Here is a 17,578-nt window from a genome sequence, read left to right as displayed (position 1 = left end):
CATACAGGAAATGTGTCTATTTCCAGCTTTTAATTAACTTAAAATTAATCGCGCTGCATGTCTGGCCTGCAAAAATAACGATCTGATGCGTGTGCGATAAACAAGGGAAGCGTGATGACTACACTCAATATCAATGGGACTGCGCATCAGGTCGATGCGTCCAATCAGAAACCGCTGTTATGGGTCTTGCGCGACGAACTTGCCATGACGGGCACCAAGTTCGGCTGCGGCGCTGCCTTGTGCGGCGCCTGCACCGTGCATGTGGACGGCTTGCCGGTGCGTTCTTGCGTGACGCCGGCGGCGGCTTTGGAAGGCAGGAAAATCACCACGATCGAGGCTATCGGCGACCACCCGCTCGGCAAGAAGGTACAGCAAGCCTGGGAAGAGCTGAATGTGCCGCAATGCGGTTACTGCCAGTCCGGACAGGTGATGGCAGCGGTTGCCTTGCTGGCCAGCACGCCGAAGCCAAGCGATACGGATATCGACCAGGCCATGTCGGGCAACATCTGCCGCTGCGGCATGTACCCGCGCATCCGCGCCGCCATACATAGCGTTGCACAGGGCGGAGCGAAAAAATGAGCATAGCCAATCCTCCCCAAATTTCGCGCCGCGGGTTTCTGCAGGTGAGCGCCCTGGTCGGCGGCGGCATGCTGGTCGGCTGGCACATGAGCAGCACCATGCGCGGCGCCATCGCCGCCACGCCGCAAGCCGGGACAGTGCTGCAGCCTAACGCCTTTGTCCGCATCACGCCGGATAACTGGATCACCGTAATCGTCGGCCACACCGAAATGGGGCAGGGTGTTTCTACCGCCTTGCCGATGCTGGTGGCGGAAGAGCTGGATGCCGACTGGGACAAGGTGCGCTGGGAACAATCGCCGACGGCGCCTGCGTATGCCCATCCCCTCATGCATACGCAACTTACCGGCGGCAGCATCACCACCATGGCGCAATACGAGCCGCAGCGCAAGGCGGGAGCGGCGGTGCGGGCGATATTGCTGGCGGCCGCAGCCAGGCGCTGGAACGTCGACAGCGCCAGCCTGCATGCGGAAAAGAGCCGGGTGATCCACGCCGCCAGCGGCCGCAGCGCCAGCTACGGTGAGCTGGCCTCGGAAGCGGCCGGGCTGGCGGCGCCCGAGAAGGTGGTGCTGAAAGATCCCCGGGATTTCAAGATCATCGGCCGTCCCGTCAAGCGCCTGGACGGCAGGACCAAGTCGGACGGCAGCGCGAAATTCGGCATGGACGTGATGGTGCCCGGCATGCTGACCGCCTTGATTGCGCGCCCGCCGATTTTCAAGGGCAAGGTGCGCAGCTTTGACGATAGCAAGGCGCGCCAGGTTGCCGGCGTGCTTGGCGTGTACCAGGTGCCGGCGGGCATAGCGGTAGTCGCCAAGGATTTCTGGGCGGCCAAGCTGGGGCGCGATGCGCTGGCGATCGAGTGGGATGCCGTGGTGGGCGAGCGGGTGTCGTCGGACATGCAAAGCATCGTCTACCGGCAGCTGATGGATGTGGCCGGCACGGCGGCGCGCAACGACGGCAACGTGGCCGCGGCCCGAAAGAATGCAAAACAGAGCTTCACGGCGGACTACCAGTTCCCCTACCTGACCCACGCCACCATGGAGCCGCTGCACGCCGTGTTCGATGTGCGCGCCGACGGCTGCGAAGTATGGCTGGGCACGCAATGGCCGGGCGGCGACCAGCAGGCGATTGCGGCGGTGCTCGGGATGAAGCCGGAGCAGGTCAAGCTGAACACCATGTTCACCGGCGGCGGGTTCGGCCGCCGCTCCAGCCTGGGATTTGACGTAGTGGTCGATGCCGCGCACGTCGCCAAGGCGGTGGCGCAGGACCTGAAGAAGCCGGTGAAAGTGGTCTGGACCCGCGACCAGGACATCAAGGGCGGCTACTACCGTCCCGCGTCGTATTGCCGCCTGAGCGCAACCCTGGACGAACAGGGGCAGGTCACTTCATGGACCGACAGGATCGCGGTGCAGTCGATCGGCGGCGGCAGCATCATGGAGCCGTTTATCGTCAAGGACGGCATCGATTCCCTATCGACCGAGGGCGCGCAGGATATTCCCTATGCCATCCCGAATGTCATGGTCGACCTGCATACCACGCACTACCAGGTTCCGGTGCTGTGGATGCGTTCGGTGGGGCATTCGTTCAATGCCTATGCGGTGGAAACCTTCATCGACGAGCTGGCGCATGCGGCGGGCAAGGATGTCTACCAGTTCCGGCGCGCGCTGCTGAAAGACAAGCCGCGCCACCTGGGCGTGCTGGATGCCGTGGCAAAAGCTTGTTCCTGGCCGCAGCCGGCGGCAAACGGCGTGCACCGAGGCATCGTGGTGCACGATTCCTATGGCAGCTTTGTCGCCATGGCGGTCGAAGCCAGCGTCGACAAGAGTCGCAAGCTCACCGTGCACAAGGTGTTCTGCGCCATCGATTGCGGCGTGGTGGTGAACGCCGACCTGGTGCGGGCGCAGATGGAGTCGAGCGTGGTGTTCGGCTTGTCGTCGGCACTGTTCGGCGAGATCACTTTGAAGAACGGCGTGGTCGAACAAAGCAATTTCGACGACTATCCGGTGCTGCGCATGTACCAGACGCCAAGGATCGAAGTGATCCTGGTGCCGAGCAGCGCGCATCCCGGCGGAGTGGGCGAGCCGGCGGTCGCTTGCGTCGCTCCGGCACTGGCGAACGCTATATTTTTTGCGACAGGCGAGCGTATACGTTCGCTGCCGCTGAAAAACCATCAGTTCCAGATTGCATAGGGTGACGCGATGAAATATCTCAATTTGCTTGGCGCACTGCCTGCCTTGCTGCTGGGCTGCGCCGCGGCGCTGGCCCAGCAAAGTCCGGCGCCGACCGGGCAGCAATTGTTCGAGCCGATCGCCAGCGTGGTGATGGGGCCGCGCTGCCTGAACTGCCACCAGGTGCAGGCGCCGCATCAGAAAGACATCGGCATCGAGCATGCGCAGATGGTGATGCGCGGCCAGCACGACAGCGGCGTCGCGACCCTGCAATGCGCCGCTTGCCACCAGGCCGGCAACAGCGCCGACGGCAAGGTGCCCGGCGCGCCGCACTGGAAGATGGCGCCGGTCAGCATGGCCTGGCAGTCGCTGAGCAAGGTGCTGATTTGCCAGTCGATGAAAGATCCGAGCAAGAACGGCAACCGCAAAACCATGGATGAAGTGATCGAGCACATGAAGACCGATCCTCTGGTCTTGTGGGCATGGAATCCCGGAGCAGGCCGTACCACGCCGGTGATGTCGCACGAAGAATTCGTGCAGAAACTGCAGGCCTGGGCGGCAGCCGGCGGACCTTGTCCCGGCGACCCGGTCAAACCGGCCGCTAAATAAGTGCTGTTATCGGTGCTGCAGCAGCAGGTTTTCTATCCAGTCTATGAATACCTGCACCCGGCGCGACAAATGGCGCCGGTGCGGGTATAGCGCATAGACCGGCATGGCGCCGGCGCGCGCTTGCGGCATGACTTCCTGCAGTTCGCCTGCGCGAATATGGCCGCGCACGTCGTAGGCCGGTATCTGGATCAAACCCAGGCCGGCGAGGCAGCAGGCGATATAGGTTTCGGCGTTGTTGACCGCCATGCGACTGCGCATTTCCACGGTGCTGAGCACGCCGTCCTCGATATATTCCCAAGGCGCGTTGCGGCCGCTGGTGGGCGACATGTAGCTGATCGCCCAGTGCCGCGCCAGTTCCGACGGCGTCGCCGGCACGCCATGCTGCCGCAGGTAGGCCGGGCTGGCGCAGTTGATCAGTTCAAACTGGCCCAGCGGACGCGCAACCAGGCTGCTGTCTTCCAGCTGGCCGACACGCACCACGCAATCGACGCCTTCCTGGATCAGGTTGATGGAGCGGTCGGTGCAGCGCAGTTCCAGCTCGATGTCGGGATACAGCTTGAAGAATTCCGGCAAGGCGGGAGCCACCACCAGCCTGGCGAGGCGGCTGGGGACATCCACCTTGAGCTTGCCGCTGGCTTGCGCCGGGGTTTGTTTGAACAGTCCCGATATCTCTTCAAAATCGGACAGCAGCTGGTGGCAGCGTTCAAGCAGGGCGCTGCCATCCTGCGTCAGGTGAACCCGGCGCGTGGTGCGCTGTAGCAGGCGCGCGCCCAGGCTGGCCTCCAGCTGCTGGATCGCGGCGGAGACGGTGGCGCGCGGCAGTCCCAGGCCGTCGGCGGCCTTGGTGAAGCTGCCGGTTTCGGCCACCCGCACGAACACTTGCATGGTTTCTACTCTGTCCATCGTCGCTCTTTGGTTTGCGGGTTCTGGATAGTCTAGTAAATTTGCAGCGGTTTGTATCGGATTTATTGAGCAATGGGCGCTGTTGTGACGTTTGTTAACACAATGCCGCCGCTAAAAAGAAAAAGCCCGGCGCCGTCTTGCGAGACGGACCGGGCTTGTTTCTTGCGACGGAGACTTAGACGTTAAACAGGAAATTCAAGACATCGCCATCCTTGACCACGTATTCCTTGCCTTCAGCACGCATCTTGCCGGCTTCCTTGGCGCCTTGTTCACCCTTGTGGCTGATGAAGTCATCGTAGGCGATGGTCTGGGCGCGGATGAAGCCGCGTTCGAAGTCGGTGTGGATCACGCCTGCCGCTTGCGGGCCGGTGTCGCCGACATGGATGGTCCATGCGCGCACTTCCTTGACGCCGGCGGTGAAGTAGGTCTGCAGGCCGAGCAGCTTGAAGGCGGCGCGGATCAGGCGGTCCAGCCCTGGTTCTTCCATGCCCATGTCGGCCAGGAATTCGTGCTTGTCGGCTTCGTCGAGGTCGGCGATTTCCGATTCGATGGCGGCGCAGATGGCGACGATAGGGGCGTTCTGCGAAGCAGCGTAAGCAGTCAGCTGGTCCAGCAGGGGATTGTTGGTGAAGCCGTGGTCGGAAACGTTGGCGACATACATGGCCGGCTTGGCGGTGATCAGGCACAGCGGCTTGATCAGGGCCATTTCTTCCGCGTCGAGGCCGCAGGCGCGCACCGGCTTGGCCTGGTCCAGTTCCGGCATCAGGCGTTCCAGCAGGGCCACCAGCTTGGCGGCATCCTTGTCGCCTGAACGGGCTTTCTTGTTTTCGCGATGGATGGCTTTTTCCACCGTGCCCATGTCGGCCAGCGCCAGCTCGGTCTGGATCACGTCGATGTCGTCCAGCGGGTTGATCTTGCCGGCGACGTGGATCACGTTGTCGTCTTCAAAGCAGCGCACCACGTTGACGATAGCGTCGGTTTCGCGGATATGGGCGAGGAACTGGTTGCCCAGGCCTTCACCCTTGGAAGCGCCAGCCACCAGGCCGGCGATATCGACGAATTCCACGGTGGCAGGCAGGATGCGCTCCGGCTTGACGATCTCGGCCAGCGCCTTGAGGCGAGGATCAGGCACTTCAACCATGCCGACGTTCGGCTCGATGGTGCAGAACGGGTAGTTTTCGGCAGGAATGCCTGCCTTGGTCAGGGCATTGAAGAGGGTAGATTTGCCGACGTTAGGGAGGCCGACGATGCCGCATTTGAGACTCATGGAAAAACTTTCTAAATCAATAATAGGTTAGCTGTGTTTTATATTCGTTTTACAAGCCAACTACGATCGAGTTAGGCTGAATTGAAGTTGCACAGTGAAAATTAAAACCGGGACAGGCCGAGCACGTTTTGCCGTTTTTTCCGTGCTCTAATCCCAAATATGCCAATTGTAACTCTGTCGGGGGCGCTTATCCAAAGGCCGACGGTAAAAGGCCGCCGGACATTTGGGGGACATCACTGGCCCGGAATCTCCCTTACGGCCTCGCTTGCGGTCCCGCCTTCATTCGGATTTTGTCCGTAAGCGCACCTCGGTCAGTCCGAAATAACGGGCAAAACAAACATTTTCCCACTCCGCGGGGCTGGCTTTGATTTCATTGAAGAAGGTGATCGGTTTCGGTTCGTGCGTATATCCGGCGACTTCCAGCGACTTTCCTCTTGCCTGTCCAGCTGCGGCAAAGCGGGCCGAGAGGAGGGATTTCAAATCGGCGGATGCAGTCATGCCCTCGACAACAGGTCGCCATGTGTGGTTTGGATAGAAGATGAAACCCGCCACCACCAGCACAGTCACGCCTGCAAAGAGGGCGCCGGCCAGCGCGGATTTACGTTTCTGCTGATCGGCAGGGCGGCGCCGCGCATGAAGATGGGCGGCAATCAGGAACGCCATGGCGTTTACCAGCATGAAGTCGATCGTTCTCGCGCGCTCTGGCCCGAGGTCGTTGAGGACAAATGTCCTGGCAAAGATGCTTGCCCACAGGGCCAGCACCAGGAACACCGAGAATCCGAATACCACACGAGCCGGGAATGCGATTTCCCTTCGCGGCTTGACCAGCGCGAAGAAACAATAAACGAGCAGCAGGCTTACCAGAAACGAAGCTACGTATTTAACCAGGATCAGCTTGAGGGAACTCCAGACAGCCAGCACCACATTGATGTGTTGCGGCATCGTTGCAGCCCGCAAGAAATTACCTGGAGCAGCTCCCGAAATAACGGCGCCGATGATCGCTGCTGCCAATATGCAGGCGACAGCCCTGTCCGTTTTCCGTACGAAGCAGCAAATCACGAGGGGAAACAGCAGCGCGATGTGGGCCAGCATGACCGTTTCGTTAAAACTGGCCAGCAGCACGCTCGCCAGCGACAATACGGCAATGCGTTTCCTTGAAAGAGCGGCATTTCCGCGGAATATGCGCAACTCTTCGGCGATCAGGGCCAGGAAAAGTGCACAAGAGACGCCATAGGTTGCGCCGCCGGCCAGCCAGAACAACGATTCCCGCACGCGGAACGTCGCCATCAGCATGACAAAGAAAAGCAGAAGGAAAGCGGCGTTCTTGATACCCGCGGTTGACAAGAAATGGCGCGCAGCCAGGAAATTCAGCGCCAGGATAAGCAATGGCACGATGTAGTAATGGTGCAGCAACACCTCATCGGAGACTGCAAATGCGCTAATCAGCAATGCCGGCGTATAACGGCCACCCCAGGTCAGATATTCTGTCACTACATTTTGGAAAACGCCGCGGCTTTGCGCTCCAAAGCCATAGCAGAAGTCGTCCGCCGAGGGAACCGCGTGGAATGCGTTCCAGAAAATCCATAGTAAAAATAGTACTGCTATCGCCAGCAAGCCGTTGCGGGCAAGAGCGGTCGACCCCTGGGAAATATTGAGAATGCCGTTTGGCAGAGCGCGGACAGTTTGCACTTCTTCAATCTTCAATTTGATCTCTTTTCTCGGTCGTTTGACATCGGGTCGCGGAATTGCCGGCAGCGCGCTTATTTGGCGGTATGCAATTGCATGGTCGCCGCTTCGAATTTGCCTTCGCATAGCAGCGGGATGATCTTCAGGCTGTCGGCAATCGCTTCTTCGATGGGAACCTGCTCGTCCTTGCGCGGCCGGTGCAGCACGAAATCGGCCACCACCTGCTGCAGGTTCAGCGTGCGCGGATGGCCGATGCCCAGCCGCAGGCGCCAGTAATCCTGGGTGCCGAGCGCGGCCGTGATGTCTTTCAAGCCATTGTGCCCGCCGGACGAACCGCCTTTTTTCAGCTTGGCGCTGCCGGGCGGCAGGTCCAGTTCATCGTGCACCACCAGGATCTCGTCCGCTGCGATCTTGTAGAAACGCGCCAGCGCGCCGACCGACTGGCCGGAGCGGTTCATGAACGTCTGCGGCTCCAGCAGCCAGACTTCCTGGCCGGCGATGCTGGTCTTGGCGACCAGGGCGTTGAAGCGCGCTTCCCGGGCCAGCTTGCGGCCGAGGTCGTTGGCGAGATTGTCGACCAGCCAGAAACCGGCGTTGTGGCGCGTTTGCTCGTATTCCTGTCCGGGATTGCCGAGGCCGGCGATGAGGCGGATAGACATGGGCTATTGATTTTCGTATGGATGGCTTGCGCAAATTATAGAAGAAGACAGCGGCCAACAATAAAAAACCCGCCACGAAGGCGGGTCTCAGCTTGCTGATTACTGCCAGAAAGCTGCTCTGGCAAATAGCTTGCTATTACTTCTTGTCGGCAGCAGGAGCATCGGCAGCTGGTGCTTCGGCAGCTGGTGCGTCAGCTTCGACCTTGCCTGCAGGGATCGATGCAGTAGCGATAGTCAGGTTCTCTTGCGACACTGCAGCAACGCCCTTAGGCAGCTTCAGGTCAGCCAGGTGGATCGAGTGGCCGACTTCGATGTTGGTCAGGTCGACTTCGATGAACTCTGGCAGGTCGGCTGGCAGGCAGGTTACTTCCAGTTCAGCAAAAACGTGGCTGATGATGGCGCCGGACAGTTTCACTGCAGGAGCTACGTCTGCATTGATGAAGTGCAGAGGCACTTTCACGTGGATTGCCTGTTTTGCATCAACGCGCTGGAAGTCAGCGTGCAGGACCAGTTGCTTGTATGCGTGGACCTGGAAGTCGCGCAGCAGGACTTTCTGTACCTTGCCGTCGATTTCGAGATCGAGGATCGAGGAGTGGAAAGTTTCTTTTTTCAGCGCGTGGTACAGCGCGTTGTGGTCCAGCGAGATATTGACCGGCGCGTCGGAACCACCATAAACGATACCTGGTGTCTGGCCAGCATTGCGCAGGCGGCGGCTCGCTCCGGTCCCCTGCTCTTTGCGTACAAATGCGATTACTTTCATTTTGAAGCTCCATTGTGTGCCGGATTGAAGTCCGGCGGTAAAAACCCTCCGCGACCAGAGGGTTTTGTTAGCCTGCCATGCCTGCCTTTCGGCCGACGCAACAGGGAATACGAATTCAGCAGACTGAATATTTATTCGGCAAACAGCGACATGACCGAGTCGCCCTTGGTAATACGCTTGAACGTCTCGGCCAGCAGCTCCGCACACGACAACTGGCGGATCTTGCCGCAAGCCTTGGCTTCCGCCGACAGCGGGATGGTGTCGACCACCACCAGCTCGTCCAGCGGCGAATTGACGATGCGCTCGAGGGCAGGGCCGGACAGCACAGGGTGCGTACAGTAAGCCACCACTTTCTTGGCGCCGCGCTCTTTCAATACTTCAGCGGCCTTGGTCAGGGTGCCGGCGGTATCGACCATGTCATCCATGATCACGCAGTTGCGGCCTTCGACTTCACCGATGATGTTCATGACTTCCGACACGTTCGCCTTCGGCCGGCGCTTGTCGATGATCGCCAGGTCGCAGTTCAGGCGTTTTGCCAGCGCCCGGGCGCGCACCACGCCGCCGACGTCCGGCGATACGACCAGCAGGTCGTCGTAGTTCTTGCTTACCAGGTCGCCCAGCAAAATCGGCGATGCGTAAATATTGTCGACCGGGATGTCGAAGAAACCCTGGATCTGGTCAGCATGCAGATCCATGATCAGGACGCGTTCGACACCGGCTTCCTGCAACATGTTGGCGACCACCTTGGCTGAAATCGCAACCCGCGCCGAACGCGGGCGGCGGTCCTGGCGCGCATAGCCGTAATAAGGAATCGCGGCAGTGATGCGGCCAGCCGAAGCGCGCTTGAGCGCATCGACCATCAGCATGATTTCCATCAGGTTGTCATTGGTCGGCGCGCAGGTCGATTGCAGCACGAAGACATCCTTGCCACGCACATTCTCGTTGATCTCGACCATTACTTCGCCGTCGGAGAATTTGGTGACGTTGGCTTTGCCTAGCGGGATACCGAGTTGCTTGGCAACTCCAATAGCTAGTTCCGGGTTTGCGTTGCCGGTAAAAACCATCAGGTTTTCGTTTGCCATGGAGATCCCTGGATACAGTCGTTAAAAAGTTGAAAAGCCGACAATGCCCGACTATTCTAGTCTTGCGTTGGCGGCTTAAGTATTCGCTGTGTGCTGTTGTTGTATTTCTGAAGCGGCTAAATCGGCTGCCGCTGTAAGACCCGCAATGACACTATTTCTTGCTGGACATTCTTGTCCGTATTTAATGGCAGGGGAACAAGGATTCGAACCTTGGAATGCTGGAATCAAAATCCAGTGCCTTAACCAGCTTGGCGATTCCCCTACGCAACTTGTTGTCTATCATAAATCCGCGCCGCATATCAAAACAGCGCTTGAATCTGATGCTAAACCGAATTCTGTATTACCTTTTCAACGATCTGCCAGTCCTGCGAGCGGATGTTCCTGCATCGCCTTGGCCTTCCATGCTTTCCAGTGACCCGGCACCAATTTCAGTACCTCATCTGCCTGTTTTTCTTGCGTAAAACCACAAAAAACACAGGCGCCGGATCCGGTCATTCTGGCATCGCCATGATTGCCTAGCCATTTTATGGCATCCGCAACTTCCGGGAACTGCCTGGCGGCCACGGGTTCCAGATCGTTTTTTCCGAAGAGCTTTTTGCTAGCTATCGAAAAGTCCGTCATTTTGACGGGTTTCGTATTCCTTGTCAATTCCGATGATGAAAAAATTAATGCGGTCGGAATTGTTACGCCGGGCTGAATTATAACGAACCATAGGTCGGGCGTGTCAAGCTTTTGCAGGCTTTCTCCGATTCCTTCTGCAAACGCATTTCGGCCGAACAGGAAAAACGGCACATCGGCGCCCAGCTGCAGGCCCAAAACCATCAATTCCTCGCGCGACAGGCCGCCTTGCCACAGGTGGTTGAGCGCCATCAGCGTGGTGGCGGCGTCGGAGGAGCCGCCGCCCAGCCCGCCGCCCATGGGCAGTTTTTTTTCAATGGCGATGTCGGCGCCGAATCCGCCGGCGCCGGTGCGTTCCCGGATCGCGTTTTGCAGCAGCCTGGCGGCGCGTACGATCAGGTCGCTCTCTTGCGGCACGCCCGGAATCTCGGTAGTGCGCCGGATCTGGTCGTCGGCGCGCGTCTGGAAATGCAGCAGATCGCTGAAATCGACCAGCTGGAACACGGTTTGCAGCAGGTGATAGCCATCCGGGCGGCGTCCGGTAACGTGTAAAAACAGGTTCAGCTTGGCTGGCGCCGGGCAGTTGTTCAGCGTGCGGGTCATTGCGGGTTTCAGTGTGGTTGGCGGCTGTCGATGACGATGCGGATTGCAACCTCGCCGGCTTGTGCGGTATTGCGGGCCAGGTCTATCCGTTTCGGATAACTTTCGGCGCCGTTGTCCTGGGCTTGCCAGTTGGTGTACTGGATCAGCCATTTGTCGGCGGTGGTGACGCTGAAGCCGTCATCCGCGGCCGCGGATGGCGCGGCGCTGAAGCGCTGGCCGGCGGCGTTCTGGCCGAAACCCTGCAGCCAGTCGCGCAGGCCGGCGATCGGCAGGGGCCAGCCCAGGGCTTGCACCGTCAGGGCGTCGACATCGCCGGCGCTGCGCGCAGGCTGGCCGCTTTGCTTGAGGGTCGCCTGGTCAGCCGCGATATTGATGGTGGCCAGGGTTTGCCCAAGCGGCGAGAGCAGGGTGATCACGGTTTCCTGCTTGCCTTGGGCCCAGGTGAAGCTGCCGTGCATGGCTTGTTCCTTGCCGTCTTGCTGATAGCGGATCGACAGGCGGCCGCTGACATCGATGGCCTGGTGGTATTGCCGCGCCGCGCCGCTGGCTGCGGTAGCAGCCGGCGCGGACGATTGCGACAGCGTGCTGCAGCCGCTCAGCGCCATGGCAGCCGCCGCCGCGGCCAGCAGCGCGCCGCGCCGGATCGCCGGCAATACCTGCCAAGCGTTCTTGCCAGGCGCCCGCATCATAATCTGGCGCCCAGCCGCGCCAGGGTGTTTTTCAGGGCGTCGTTCTGCGGATCTTTCTGCTGCACTTCGCGCCACAGTTTTTGCGCATCGGTTTTTTGTCCCTTGACCCACAGGACTTCACCGAGGTGCACGGCGATTTCCGGATCGGGCATCAAGCTGTAGGCGGTGCGCAGCCGGGTCTCGGCTTCGCCCAGGTTGCCCAGGCGGTATTGCACCCAGCCCATGCTGTCGACGATGAACGGGTCCTGCGGCGCCAGCGTCAGCGCTTTCTGGATCAGCGTCAGCGCTTCCGGCAAGCGGATATTGCGGTCGGCCAGCGAGTAGCCGAGGGCGTTGTACGCCTGCTGGTTTTCCGGCGCCAGCGCGATCAGTTTGCGCAGCGCGGTTTCCATGGTGCCCAGGTTATTCAGTTTTTCTGCCGCCATGGCGTAGTCGTACAGCAGGTCGGGGTTGTCGGGCTGCGCCTTGAGCGCGGTTTCCAGGACCTTGAACGCTTCCTGCGGACGGTTGGCGTCGCGCAGCAATTGGGCTTCCACCTGGGTTACCTGGGTTTTCTCGCGTTCGCCGTTGGTGTCGATCTCTGCCAGCACGCGCCGTGCGCCGTCGAGGTCGCCGCGTTTGGACAGCAGCTGGGCGCGGCGCAGCTGGGCGTCCAGGTAGGCGTCGCCCGGTTCGACCTGCGCCAGCCATTTCAATGCGGTGTCGGTGTCATTCCGGTCTGCCGCAATCTGCGCCAGGATCAGCAGCGCCTGGGTGCTGTCGCGCGCTTCGTCCGGATGCTTGGCCAGCTGGTCGATATAGCTGACCAGGTAGCGTTCGGCAGCTTTGGTATCACCGATTTGTGCATTCAGCAGGCCCAGCGCGAGCAGGGTGGTGGCGTCCTGCTTGTCGCTCTTGAGCAGGATTTCAAATTGGCTGCGGGCTTTTTCGTATTGCTTCTGGTCGATCAGGGTGCGCGCATAGGCCACCCGCACTTCACGCGAGCCGGGATATTTCTTGAGGAAATCGGTGAGGATGCGTTCGACCTCGGTATTGTCCCCCGCGACTTGCGCGCTGGTCAGGATCGCCAGTTCAGAGTCGGGTTTCAGGTTCAGCGCAATTTTCGCTTCTTCCTGGGCGCGGGTGCTGTTGCCTATGCTGAAGGCTTCCTGCGCCAGCGCCAGATGCGCTTCCGGCATCGCCGTGTAAGGCGTGACCAGCTGCTCGAGCAGGGCGAACGCGCCGGCCTTGTCCTGCGCCCGCGCCAGCAGGCGCTGGATCTGCAGCATCATGACGCCGCGCGCTTGCGGCGGCGCATCTTGCAGGCGCTTTTCGAGGATCGGCTTGGCTTCCGCCAGGTTGTTGCTGAGCATGATGAAGCCGAGGTAATACTGGGTCGCCTCTTCGGAATCGGGAGCCAGTTCACGCCACAGGCGGATGGCCACCAGCGCTTCGCTGGCCTGTTTTGCGCTCAGCGCCATTTCCGCCGCGCGTCGGGCCAGGCGCGGATCGCGCGTCTGCTGGGCGGCTCCCAGCAGGGTGACGTATGCGGATTGCCAGTTGCCGCGCTGGAAAGCGATTTCGGAGCTGAGTACCTTGAACAGGATTTCCTTGGTCAGCGGCACCGCCGGCAGATGTTCTTCCGGTGGTTTGACCGGTGTTGCCCTGGTTGCCAGCTTGCGGCTTGCGATCTGCTCGGGACTTGCTGCAGGAGTAGCCGCAGGCGGCGTGCTGGCAGCAGGATTTGTGGCGTCGTTGCCCGGCGTTACACCGGCGCAAGCCGACAGCAAGGTAGAGAGCGTTACAATGGCAAGGGTTTTTTTCAAGGGATATGTCCTGGCATTCAAAGGTAAGCTTGATTTTACGCCCAACCAGAGAGCAGCGCGCAGCGGCCGCCCCTGGATTTGTTTCAAAAAATTTATAGCCGATTATGCCATTTCATTCCGGACGCGCTTTTCCAACGATGCCTGACGATGCCAGAATTACCTGAAGTAGAAGTCACCCGCCGCGGCGTCGCGCCGCATCTCGACGGCCGCGTGGTGACTGCCGTCACCTTTCGCCACCGCGGCTTGCGCTGGCCGTTTCCGCTAGACCTGCCGGCGCTGCTGGTCGGCCGCAAGGTGCGCGGCACCGGCCGCCGCGGCAAATACCTGCTGCTGCGTTTCGACCATGGCACCGTGATCATCCACCTGGGCATGTCGGGCCACCTGCGGATCCTGGAGCTCGGCGTTGAGCCGCAAAAACACGACCATTTCGACCTGGTGGTCGGCCGCCAGCTGCTGCGGCTGACCGATCCGCGCCGTTTCGGCGCGGTGCTCTGGCATGCCGACGCCGACGGGCCGGTGGAGCAGCATGTGCTGCTGGCCGGGCTGGGGCTGGAGCCGCTGGAAGATGTTTTTTCGGCGCAGATCCTGTTTCAAAAGACCCGCAACCGCAGCGCGCCGATCAAGCAAGTGCTGCTGGCCGGCGATATCGTGGTCGGGGTAGGCAATATCTATGCGTCAGAAAGCCTGTTCCGCGCCGGCATCAATCCCAAAACGCAGGCTCACCGCATCAGTCTGGCACGCTACGAACGGCTGGTTGATGCCATTCGGATAATCTTAGCGGCCGCAATTGACAAGGGCGGCAGCACTTTACGTGATTTTATTGGGGCTGATGGGCAATCCGGTTACTTCCAACAGAGTTATTTCGTCTATGATCGTGCTGGGTTGCCTTGTAGAAATTGCGGCACCCTGATTACGCAGATCAAACAAGGGCAGCGTTCGACGTTTTATTGCAAAAAATGTCAAAAATAAATATCAGAGAACATAGGCGAGAGAGATAGTGAGCAATCTAGTCCAAAAATTCCAGGAATACAGTGAATGGCGCACCGGCGTGGCCAGTGCATTACGGCGTTACCAGACATGGGCCAGCGCCTCGAAATTGTCGGACGTGGCCAGCGAACAGCGTATCGGCCGAGCCTTGGCGCGCCTCACCGACGACAAATTGTCGATCGCATTCGTGGCGGAATTTTCGCGCGGCAAGTCAGAACTGATCAACGCCATCTTTTTCGCCGACTACGGCCAGCGCATCCTGCCGTCCGCCGCCGGCCGCACTACCATGTGCCCGACCGAGCTGCTGTATGACGCGTCTTTCCCGTCATGCATCCGCCTGCTGCCGATAGAAACCCGGGCCGAATCGCAGTCGACCAGCGATTACAAGGGCGCGCACCACGTCTGGACCGTGTTGCCGCTGGATATATCCTCCACCGACGGCATGCTGGAAGCATTCAAGCAGGTCAGCCTGACCAAATGGGTGCCGGTGGAAGAGGCCAAACGCTACGGCCTGTATGACGAAGACGATCCCGACGCGGCCCTGGCGGTCGACGTGCTGGGACGGGTCGAGATTTCCCAATGGCGCCATGCCATCGTCAACTTTCCGCATCCCTTGCTGAAAGAAGGGCTGGTGATCATCGATACGCCGGGCCTGAACGCGATCGGCACCGAGCCGGAGCTGACGCTCAACCTGATTCCCAACGCCCATGCGGTGCTGTTCATCCTGGCGGCGGACACCGGCGTCACCAAGAGCGACATCGATGTCTGGCGCCATCACATCGGCAGCGGCGCCGGCCGCATGGTGGTGCTGAACAAGATCGACAGCATGTGGGACGAGCTGCGCTCGCCGTTCGAGGTCGAGCAGCAGATCAGCAGGCAGGTGTCGAGCGTGGCGCAGACGCTGGGCCTGGCGGAGGCGCAGGTATACCCGGTATCGGCCCAGAAGGGCCTGGTCGGCAAGATCAACGGCGAGCCGGACCTGCTGAGGAAAAGCCGCTTGCCGGCTTTGGAAAATGCCCTGTCGCGCGAGCTTATCCCGGCCAAGCGCGACATCATCCGCTCGCAGCTGATCGGCGATATCCATGACCTGACGGTCACCAAGCAAGCCCTGATGTCGGCGCACATCCGCAGCGTGGTCGAGCAGCTGCTGGAATTGAAGAGCCTGCGCGGCAAGAACACTTCCATCATCAGCCACATGATGAAACGGATCGACATCGAGAAAAAGGAATTCGACGAAAGCCTGCTGAAGCTGCAAGGCACGCGCATGGTGTTCGCGCGGCTGTCGGCCGGCGTCTTCACCACGCTCGGCATGGGCTTGCTGAAAGAAGAAATCCGCAAGACGCGCGAGACCATGGAAGGCAGCATGTTCACCGCCGGCTTCCGCCACGCGGTCAAGGAATTTTTCGACAAGGCACAGGAAAACCTGATGCTGTCGGGCCAGAAGACCGATGAAATTTCGGAAATGATGACCATCATGTACCGCAAATTCTCGACCGAGCACGGGCTGGCCTTGTCGACGCCCATGGCATTTTCGCTGGACAAGTACCGCAATGAGATCAAGGTGATCGAGACCGCCTATCATCGCCAGTTCGGCACGGTGACGCTGGTCAAGACCAGCCAGGTAGTGCTGATGCAGAAGTTCTTCGATTCGATCGCCTCGCGCGTCAAGCAGAGTTTCCTGCAAGCCAACCGCGACGTCGATGCCTGGCTCAAGGTGGTGATGGCACCGCTGGAAGAGCAGATCCGCGCCCACAAGTCGCAGCTCAAGCAGCGCACCGATTCGATCGAGCGGGTGCATGTGGCGATCGATAGCCTGGAAGAAAAAATCCAGTCGGTGGAGATGCTGCAGAACGAATTGACGGCGCAAAGAAACACGCTGGTGGCGCTGGAAACGGATTTGAGGAATGCGCTGGGAAGTGAGAGCTATGCCGGGACAGAGTTCAATAGCCACCGAAACGTGGCGAATTACTCTGTACCCATCTGATCAGATGGGTAGTTTGAAGCACGTACATGTCGTTATAAAACCGCAGTGAGACAGAGTTGAAAATTATTTGCAGCACCGCGAACGACCTCGCATCAGCTGAATTTGCCGATCCGTCATTTTCCGCCGCGGTGATTGCGTGGCAGAAGCAGCACGGCCGCCACGCATTGCCCTGGCAGCAGACGCGCGATGCCTATCGCGTCTGGCTGTCGGAAATCATGCTGCAGCAGACCCAGGTGGCCGCGGTGATTCCTTACTACCAGCGTTTCCTGGCCAGCTTTCCCGACGTGCAGGCGCTGGCAGCGGCGCCTAGCGAACAGGTGATGGCGCATTGGAGCGGCCTGGGTTATTACACCCGGGCGCGCAATCTGCATCGCTGCGCGCAGCAGGTGGTGGCTGAGCATGGCGGGATATTTCCGCGCGATCCGCTGCTGCTGCAAGAGCTGCCTGGCATCGGCCGTTCCACCGCAGCCGCCATTGCTGCGTTTTCCTACGGCGTGCAGGCCGCGATTTTGGACGGCAACGTCAAGCGTGTGTTCTCCCGGGTGTTCGGCATCGACGGTTATCCCGGCGCCAAGCCGATCGAAGAAGCGATGTGGCGCCGTGCCGTGGCCTTGTTGCCGGAGCAGGGCGTGGAGTCGTATACCCAGGGCCTGATGGACCTGGGAGCGACGCTCTGCACACGCAGCAAACCTTCCTGCCAGGCCTGTCCGCTGGCGCAGCGCTGCGTCGCCCTGGCAACCGACCGGGTCAGCCAGCTGCCGGTGCGCAAACCGAAAAAAGCGATTCCCGAAAAACATACCTGCATGCTGGTGATCGTCGACCGGCGCCAGGTCCTGCTGGAGCAGCGTCCCGACAGCGGCATCTGGGGCGGCTTGCTGTCGTTGCCGGAAATTGCGCCGGGGCTTGCCTCGAAAGACGATTTCGACGCCGCGCTCAATCGCGCCACTGCAGCCTTCGGCCCGGTGGCATCGTGCGAGCCGCTGCAGCCGTTTACCCACGTCTTCACGCATTTCAAATTGCAGATAGCGCCGTTCCAGATCGCTCTTGAACATCGGCTGGATGGCGTCGCCCATGCCAACCATGTCTGGTATCCGGCTGACAAGCTGGCCGGCGCGCCGTTGCCGGCGCCGGTCAAGAAGCTGCTGCTGGAAGTTTTTCGCGAAGCGGACTTGTTTGCCTGAA

Annotated in this window: 15 protein-coding genes and 1 tRNA gene; 6 read left to right on the top strand and 10 right to left on the bottom strand. The window is 60.2% G+C overall.

The annotated features are described in order from the left end of the window. The first annotated feature begins 114 nt into the window (after positions 1–114). The 3 genes from V8G57_RS06795 to V8G57_RS06785 are packed head-to-tail and all read left to right on the top strand — an operon-like array spanning position 115 to position 3,353. The gene (locus V8G57_RS06795) at positions 115–579 is read left to right on the top strand and encodes a (2Fe-2S)-binding protein (RefSeq protein WP_342828751.1); all 465 of its coding nucleotides are present in this window, start codon (positions 115–117) and stop codon (positions 577–579) included. Continuing rightward, entirely contained in the window at positions 576–2,765 is a 2,190-nt protein-coding gene (locus tag V8G57_RS06790; protein ID WP_342828749.1) for a xanthine dehydrogenase family protein molybdopterin-binding subunit, read from the top strand. Before V8G57_RS06795 ends, V8G57_RS06790 begins: the two co-directional genes overlap by 4 nt. Before the next feature lie 9 nt (positions 2,766–2,774). After that, positions 2,775–3,353, top strand: a complete 579-nt coding sequence (locus V8G57_RS06785; protein WP_342828747.1) for a hypothetical protein — start codon at positions 2,775–2,777, stop codon at positions 3,351–3,353. Between the two features lie 6 nt (positions 3,354–3,359). Here the strand turns inward: V8G57_RS06785 and V8G57_RS06780 are convergent, their stop codons facing one another. The 10 genes from V8G57_RS06780 to V8G57_RS06735 all read right to left on the bottom strand — a co-directional run bounded on the left by V8G57_RS06780 (position 3,360) and on the right by V8G57_RS06735 (position 13,425). Further along, positions 3,360–4,256, bottom strand: a complete 897-nt coding sequence (locus V8G57_RS06780) for a LysR family transcriptional regulator (protein WP_342828746.1) — start codon at positions 4,254–4,256, stop codon at positions 3,360–3,362. A 175-nt stretch (positions 4,257–4,431) separates the two neighbouring features. After that, the gene (gene ychF, locus V8G57_RS06775) at positions 4,432–5,523 is read right to left on the bottom strand and encodes a redox-regulated ATPase YchF (protein ID WP_014004598.1); all 1,092 of its coding nucleotides are present in this window, start codon (positions 5,521–5,523) and stop codon (positions 4,432–4,434) included. A gap of 279 nt (positions 5,524–5,802) precedes the next feature. Further along, on the bottom strand, positions 5,803–7,227 hold the full coding sequence (locus tag V8G57_RS06770; protein ID WP_342828745.1) for a DUF6056 family protein: 1,425 nt from the start codon (positions 7,225–7,227) through the stop codon (positions 5,803–5,805). A 56-nt stretch (positions 7,228–7,283) separates the two neighbouring features. Continuing rightward, positions 7,284–7,868, bottom strand: coding sequence for an aminoacyl-tRNA hydrolase (pth, locus tag V8G57_RS06765; protein ID WP_342828744.1), 585 nt, complete (start codon positions 7,866–7,868; stop codon positions 7,284–7,286). 136 nt (positions 7,869–8,004) lie between these two features. Next, positions 8,005–8,628, bottom strand: coding sequence for a 50S ribosomal protein L25/general stress protein Ctc (locus V8G57_RS06760; RefSeq protein WP_092394868.1), 624 nt, complete (start codon positions 8,626–8,628; stop codon positions 8,005–8,007). Positions 8,629–8,759: 131 nt separating this feature from the next. Continuing rightward, entirely contained in the window at positions 8,760–9,710 is a 951-nt protein-coding gene (locus V8G57_RS06755; RefSeq protein ID WP_038485244.1) for a ribose-phosphate pyrophosphokinase, read from the bottom strand. A gap of 185 nt (positions 9,711–9,895) precedes the next feature. After that, positions 9,896–9,972: transfer RNA gene (locus V8G57_RS06750), tRNA-Gln, on the bottom strand. 86 nt (positions 9,973–10,058) lie between these two features. Further along, entirely contained in the window at positions 10,059–10,931 is an 873-nt protein-coding gene (gene ispE / locus V8G57_RS06745; protein WP_342828933.1) for a 4-(cytidine 5'-diphospho)-2-C-methyl-D-erythritol kinase, read from the bottom strand. Between the two features lie 8 nt (positions 10,932–10,939). Further along, a complete protein-coding gene (gene lolB / locus V8G57_RS06740) occupies positions 10,940–11,620 on the bottom strand; it encodes a lipoprotein insertase outer membrane protein LolB (RefSeq protein WP_342828743.1) in 681 nt (226 codons plus the stop codon). Next, complete coding sequence (locus tag V8G57_RS06735; RefSeq protein WP_175500907.1) at positions 11,617–13,425, bottom strand: tetratricopeptide repeat protein; 1,809 nt, start codon at positions 13,423–13,425, stop codon at positions 11,617–11,619. Before V8G57_RS06735 ends, lolB begins: the two co-directional genes overlap by 4 nt. 147 nt (positions 13,426–13,572) lie before the next feature. On the opposite strand from V8G57_RS06735, the gene mutM reads away from it, so the two are divergent. From mutM to mutY, 3 genes are read left to right on the top strand one after another with little or no spacing between them, the layout of a single operon-like run. After that, a complete protein-coding gene (mutM, locus tag V8G57_RS06730; RefSeq protein ID WP_092394880.1) occupies positions 13,573–14,394 on the top strand; it encodes a bifunctional DNA-formamidopyrimidine glycosylase/DNA-(apurinic or apyrimidinic site) lyase in 822 nt (273 codons plus the stop codon). 28 nt (positions 14,395–14,422) lie between these two features. Next, the gene (locus tag V8G57_RS06725) at positions 14,423–16,396 is read left to right on the top strand and encodes a dynamin family protein (RefSeq protein WP_254784961.1); all 1,974 of its coding nucleotides are present in this window, start codon (positions 14,423–14,425) and stop codon (positions 16,394–16,396) included. 56 nt (positions 16,397–16,452) lie between these two features. Next, the gene (gene mutY / locus V8G57_RS06720) at positions 16,453–17,577 is read left to right on the top strand and encodes an A/G-specific adenine glycosylase (protein WP_425458241.1); all 1,125 of its coding nucleotides are present in this window, start codon (positions 16,453–16,455) and stop codon (positions 17,575–17,577) included. The last annotated feature ends 1 nt before the right edge of the window (position 17,578 follow it).

This window comes from Collimonas rhizosphaerae (assembly GCF_038896935.1).
Taxonomy (GTDB): domain Bacteria; phylum Pseudomonadota; class Gammaproteobacteria; order Burkholderiales; family Burkholderiaceae_D; genus Collimonas; species Collimonas rhizosphaerae.
This window is presented reverse-complemented; position numbering and strand designations above follow the sequence as displayed.

What these genes read in the sequence shown, in the direction of transcription:
- V8G57_RS06760 (WP_092394868.1), bottom strand. Translation starts at nt 8,628, where the DNA reads ATGAAAGTAATCGCATTTGTACGCAAAGAGCAGGGGACCGGAGCGAGC.
- ispE (WP_342828933.1), bottom strand. Translation starts at nt 10,931, where the DNA reads ATGACCCGCACGCTGAACAACTGCCCGGCGCCAGCCAAGCTGAACCTG.
- V8G57_RS06785 (WP_342828747.1), top strand. Translation starts at nt 2,775, where the DNA reads ATGAAATATCTCAATTTGCTTGGCGCACTGCCTGCCTTGCTGCTGGGC.
- V8G57_RS06795 (WP_342828751.1), top strand. Translation starts at nt 115, where the DNA reads ATGACTACACTCAATATCAATGGGACTGCGCATCAGGTCGATGCGTCC.
- lolB (WP_342828743.1), bottom strand. Translation starts at nt 11,620, where the DNA reads ATGATGCGGGCGCCTGGCAAGAACGCTTGGCAGGTATTGCCGGCGATC.
- V8G57_RS06755 (WP_038485244.1), bottom strand. Translation starts at nt 9,710, where the DNA reads ATGGCAAACGAAAACCTGATGGTTTTTACCGGCAACGCAAACCCGGAA.
- pth (WP_342828744.1), bottom strand. Translation starts at nt 7,868, where the DNA reads ATGTCTATCCGCCTCATCGCCGGCCTCGGCAATCCCGGACAGGAATAC.
- ychF (WP_014004598.1), bottom strand. Translation starts at nt 5,523, where the DNA reads ATGAGTCTCAAATGCGGCATCGTCGGCCTCCCTAACGTCGGCAAATCT.
- V8G57_RS06790 (WP_342828749.1), top strand. Translation starts at nt 576, where the DNA reads ATGAGCATAGCCAATCCTCCCCAAATTTCGCGCCGCGGGTTTCTGCAG.
- mutM (WP_092394880.1), top strand. Translation starts at nt 13,573, where the DNA reads ATGCCAGAATTACCTGAAGTAGAAGTCACCCGCCGCGGCGTCGCGCCG.
- V8G57_RS06780 (WP_342828746.1), bottom strand. Translation starts at nt 4,256, where the DNA reads ATGGACAGAGTAGAAACCATGCAAGTGTTCGTGCGGGTGGCCGAAACC.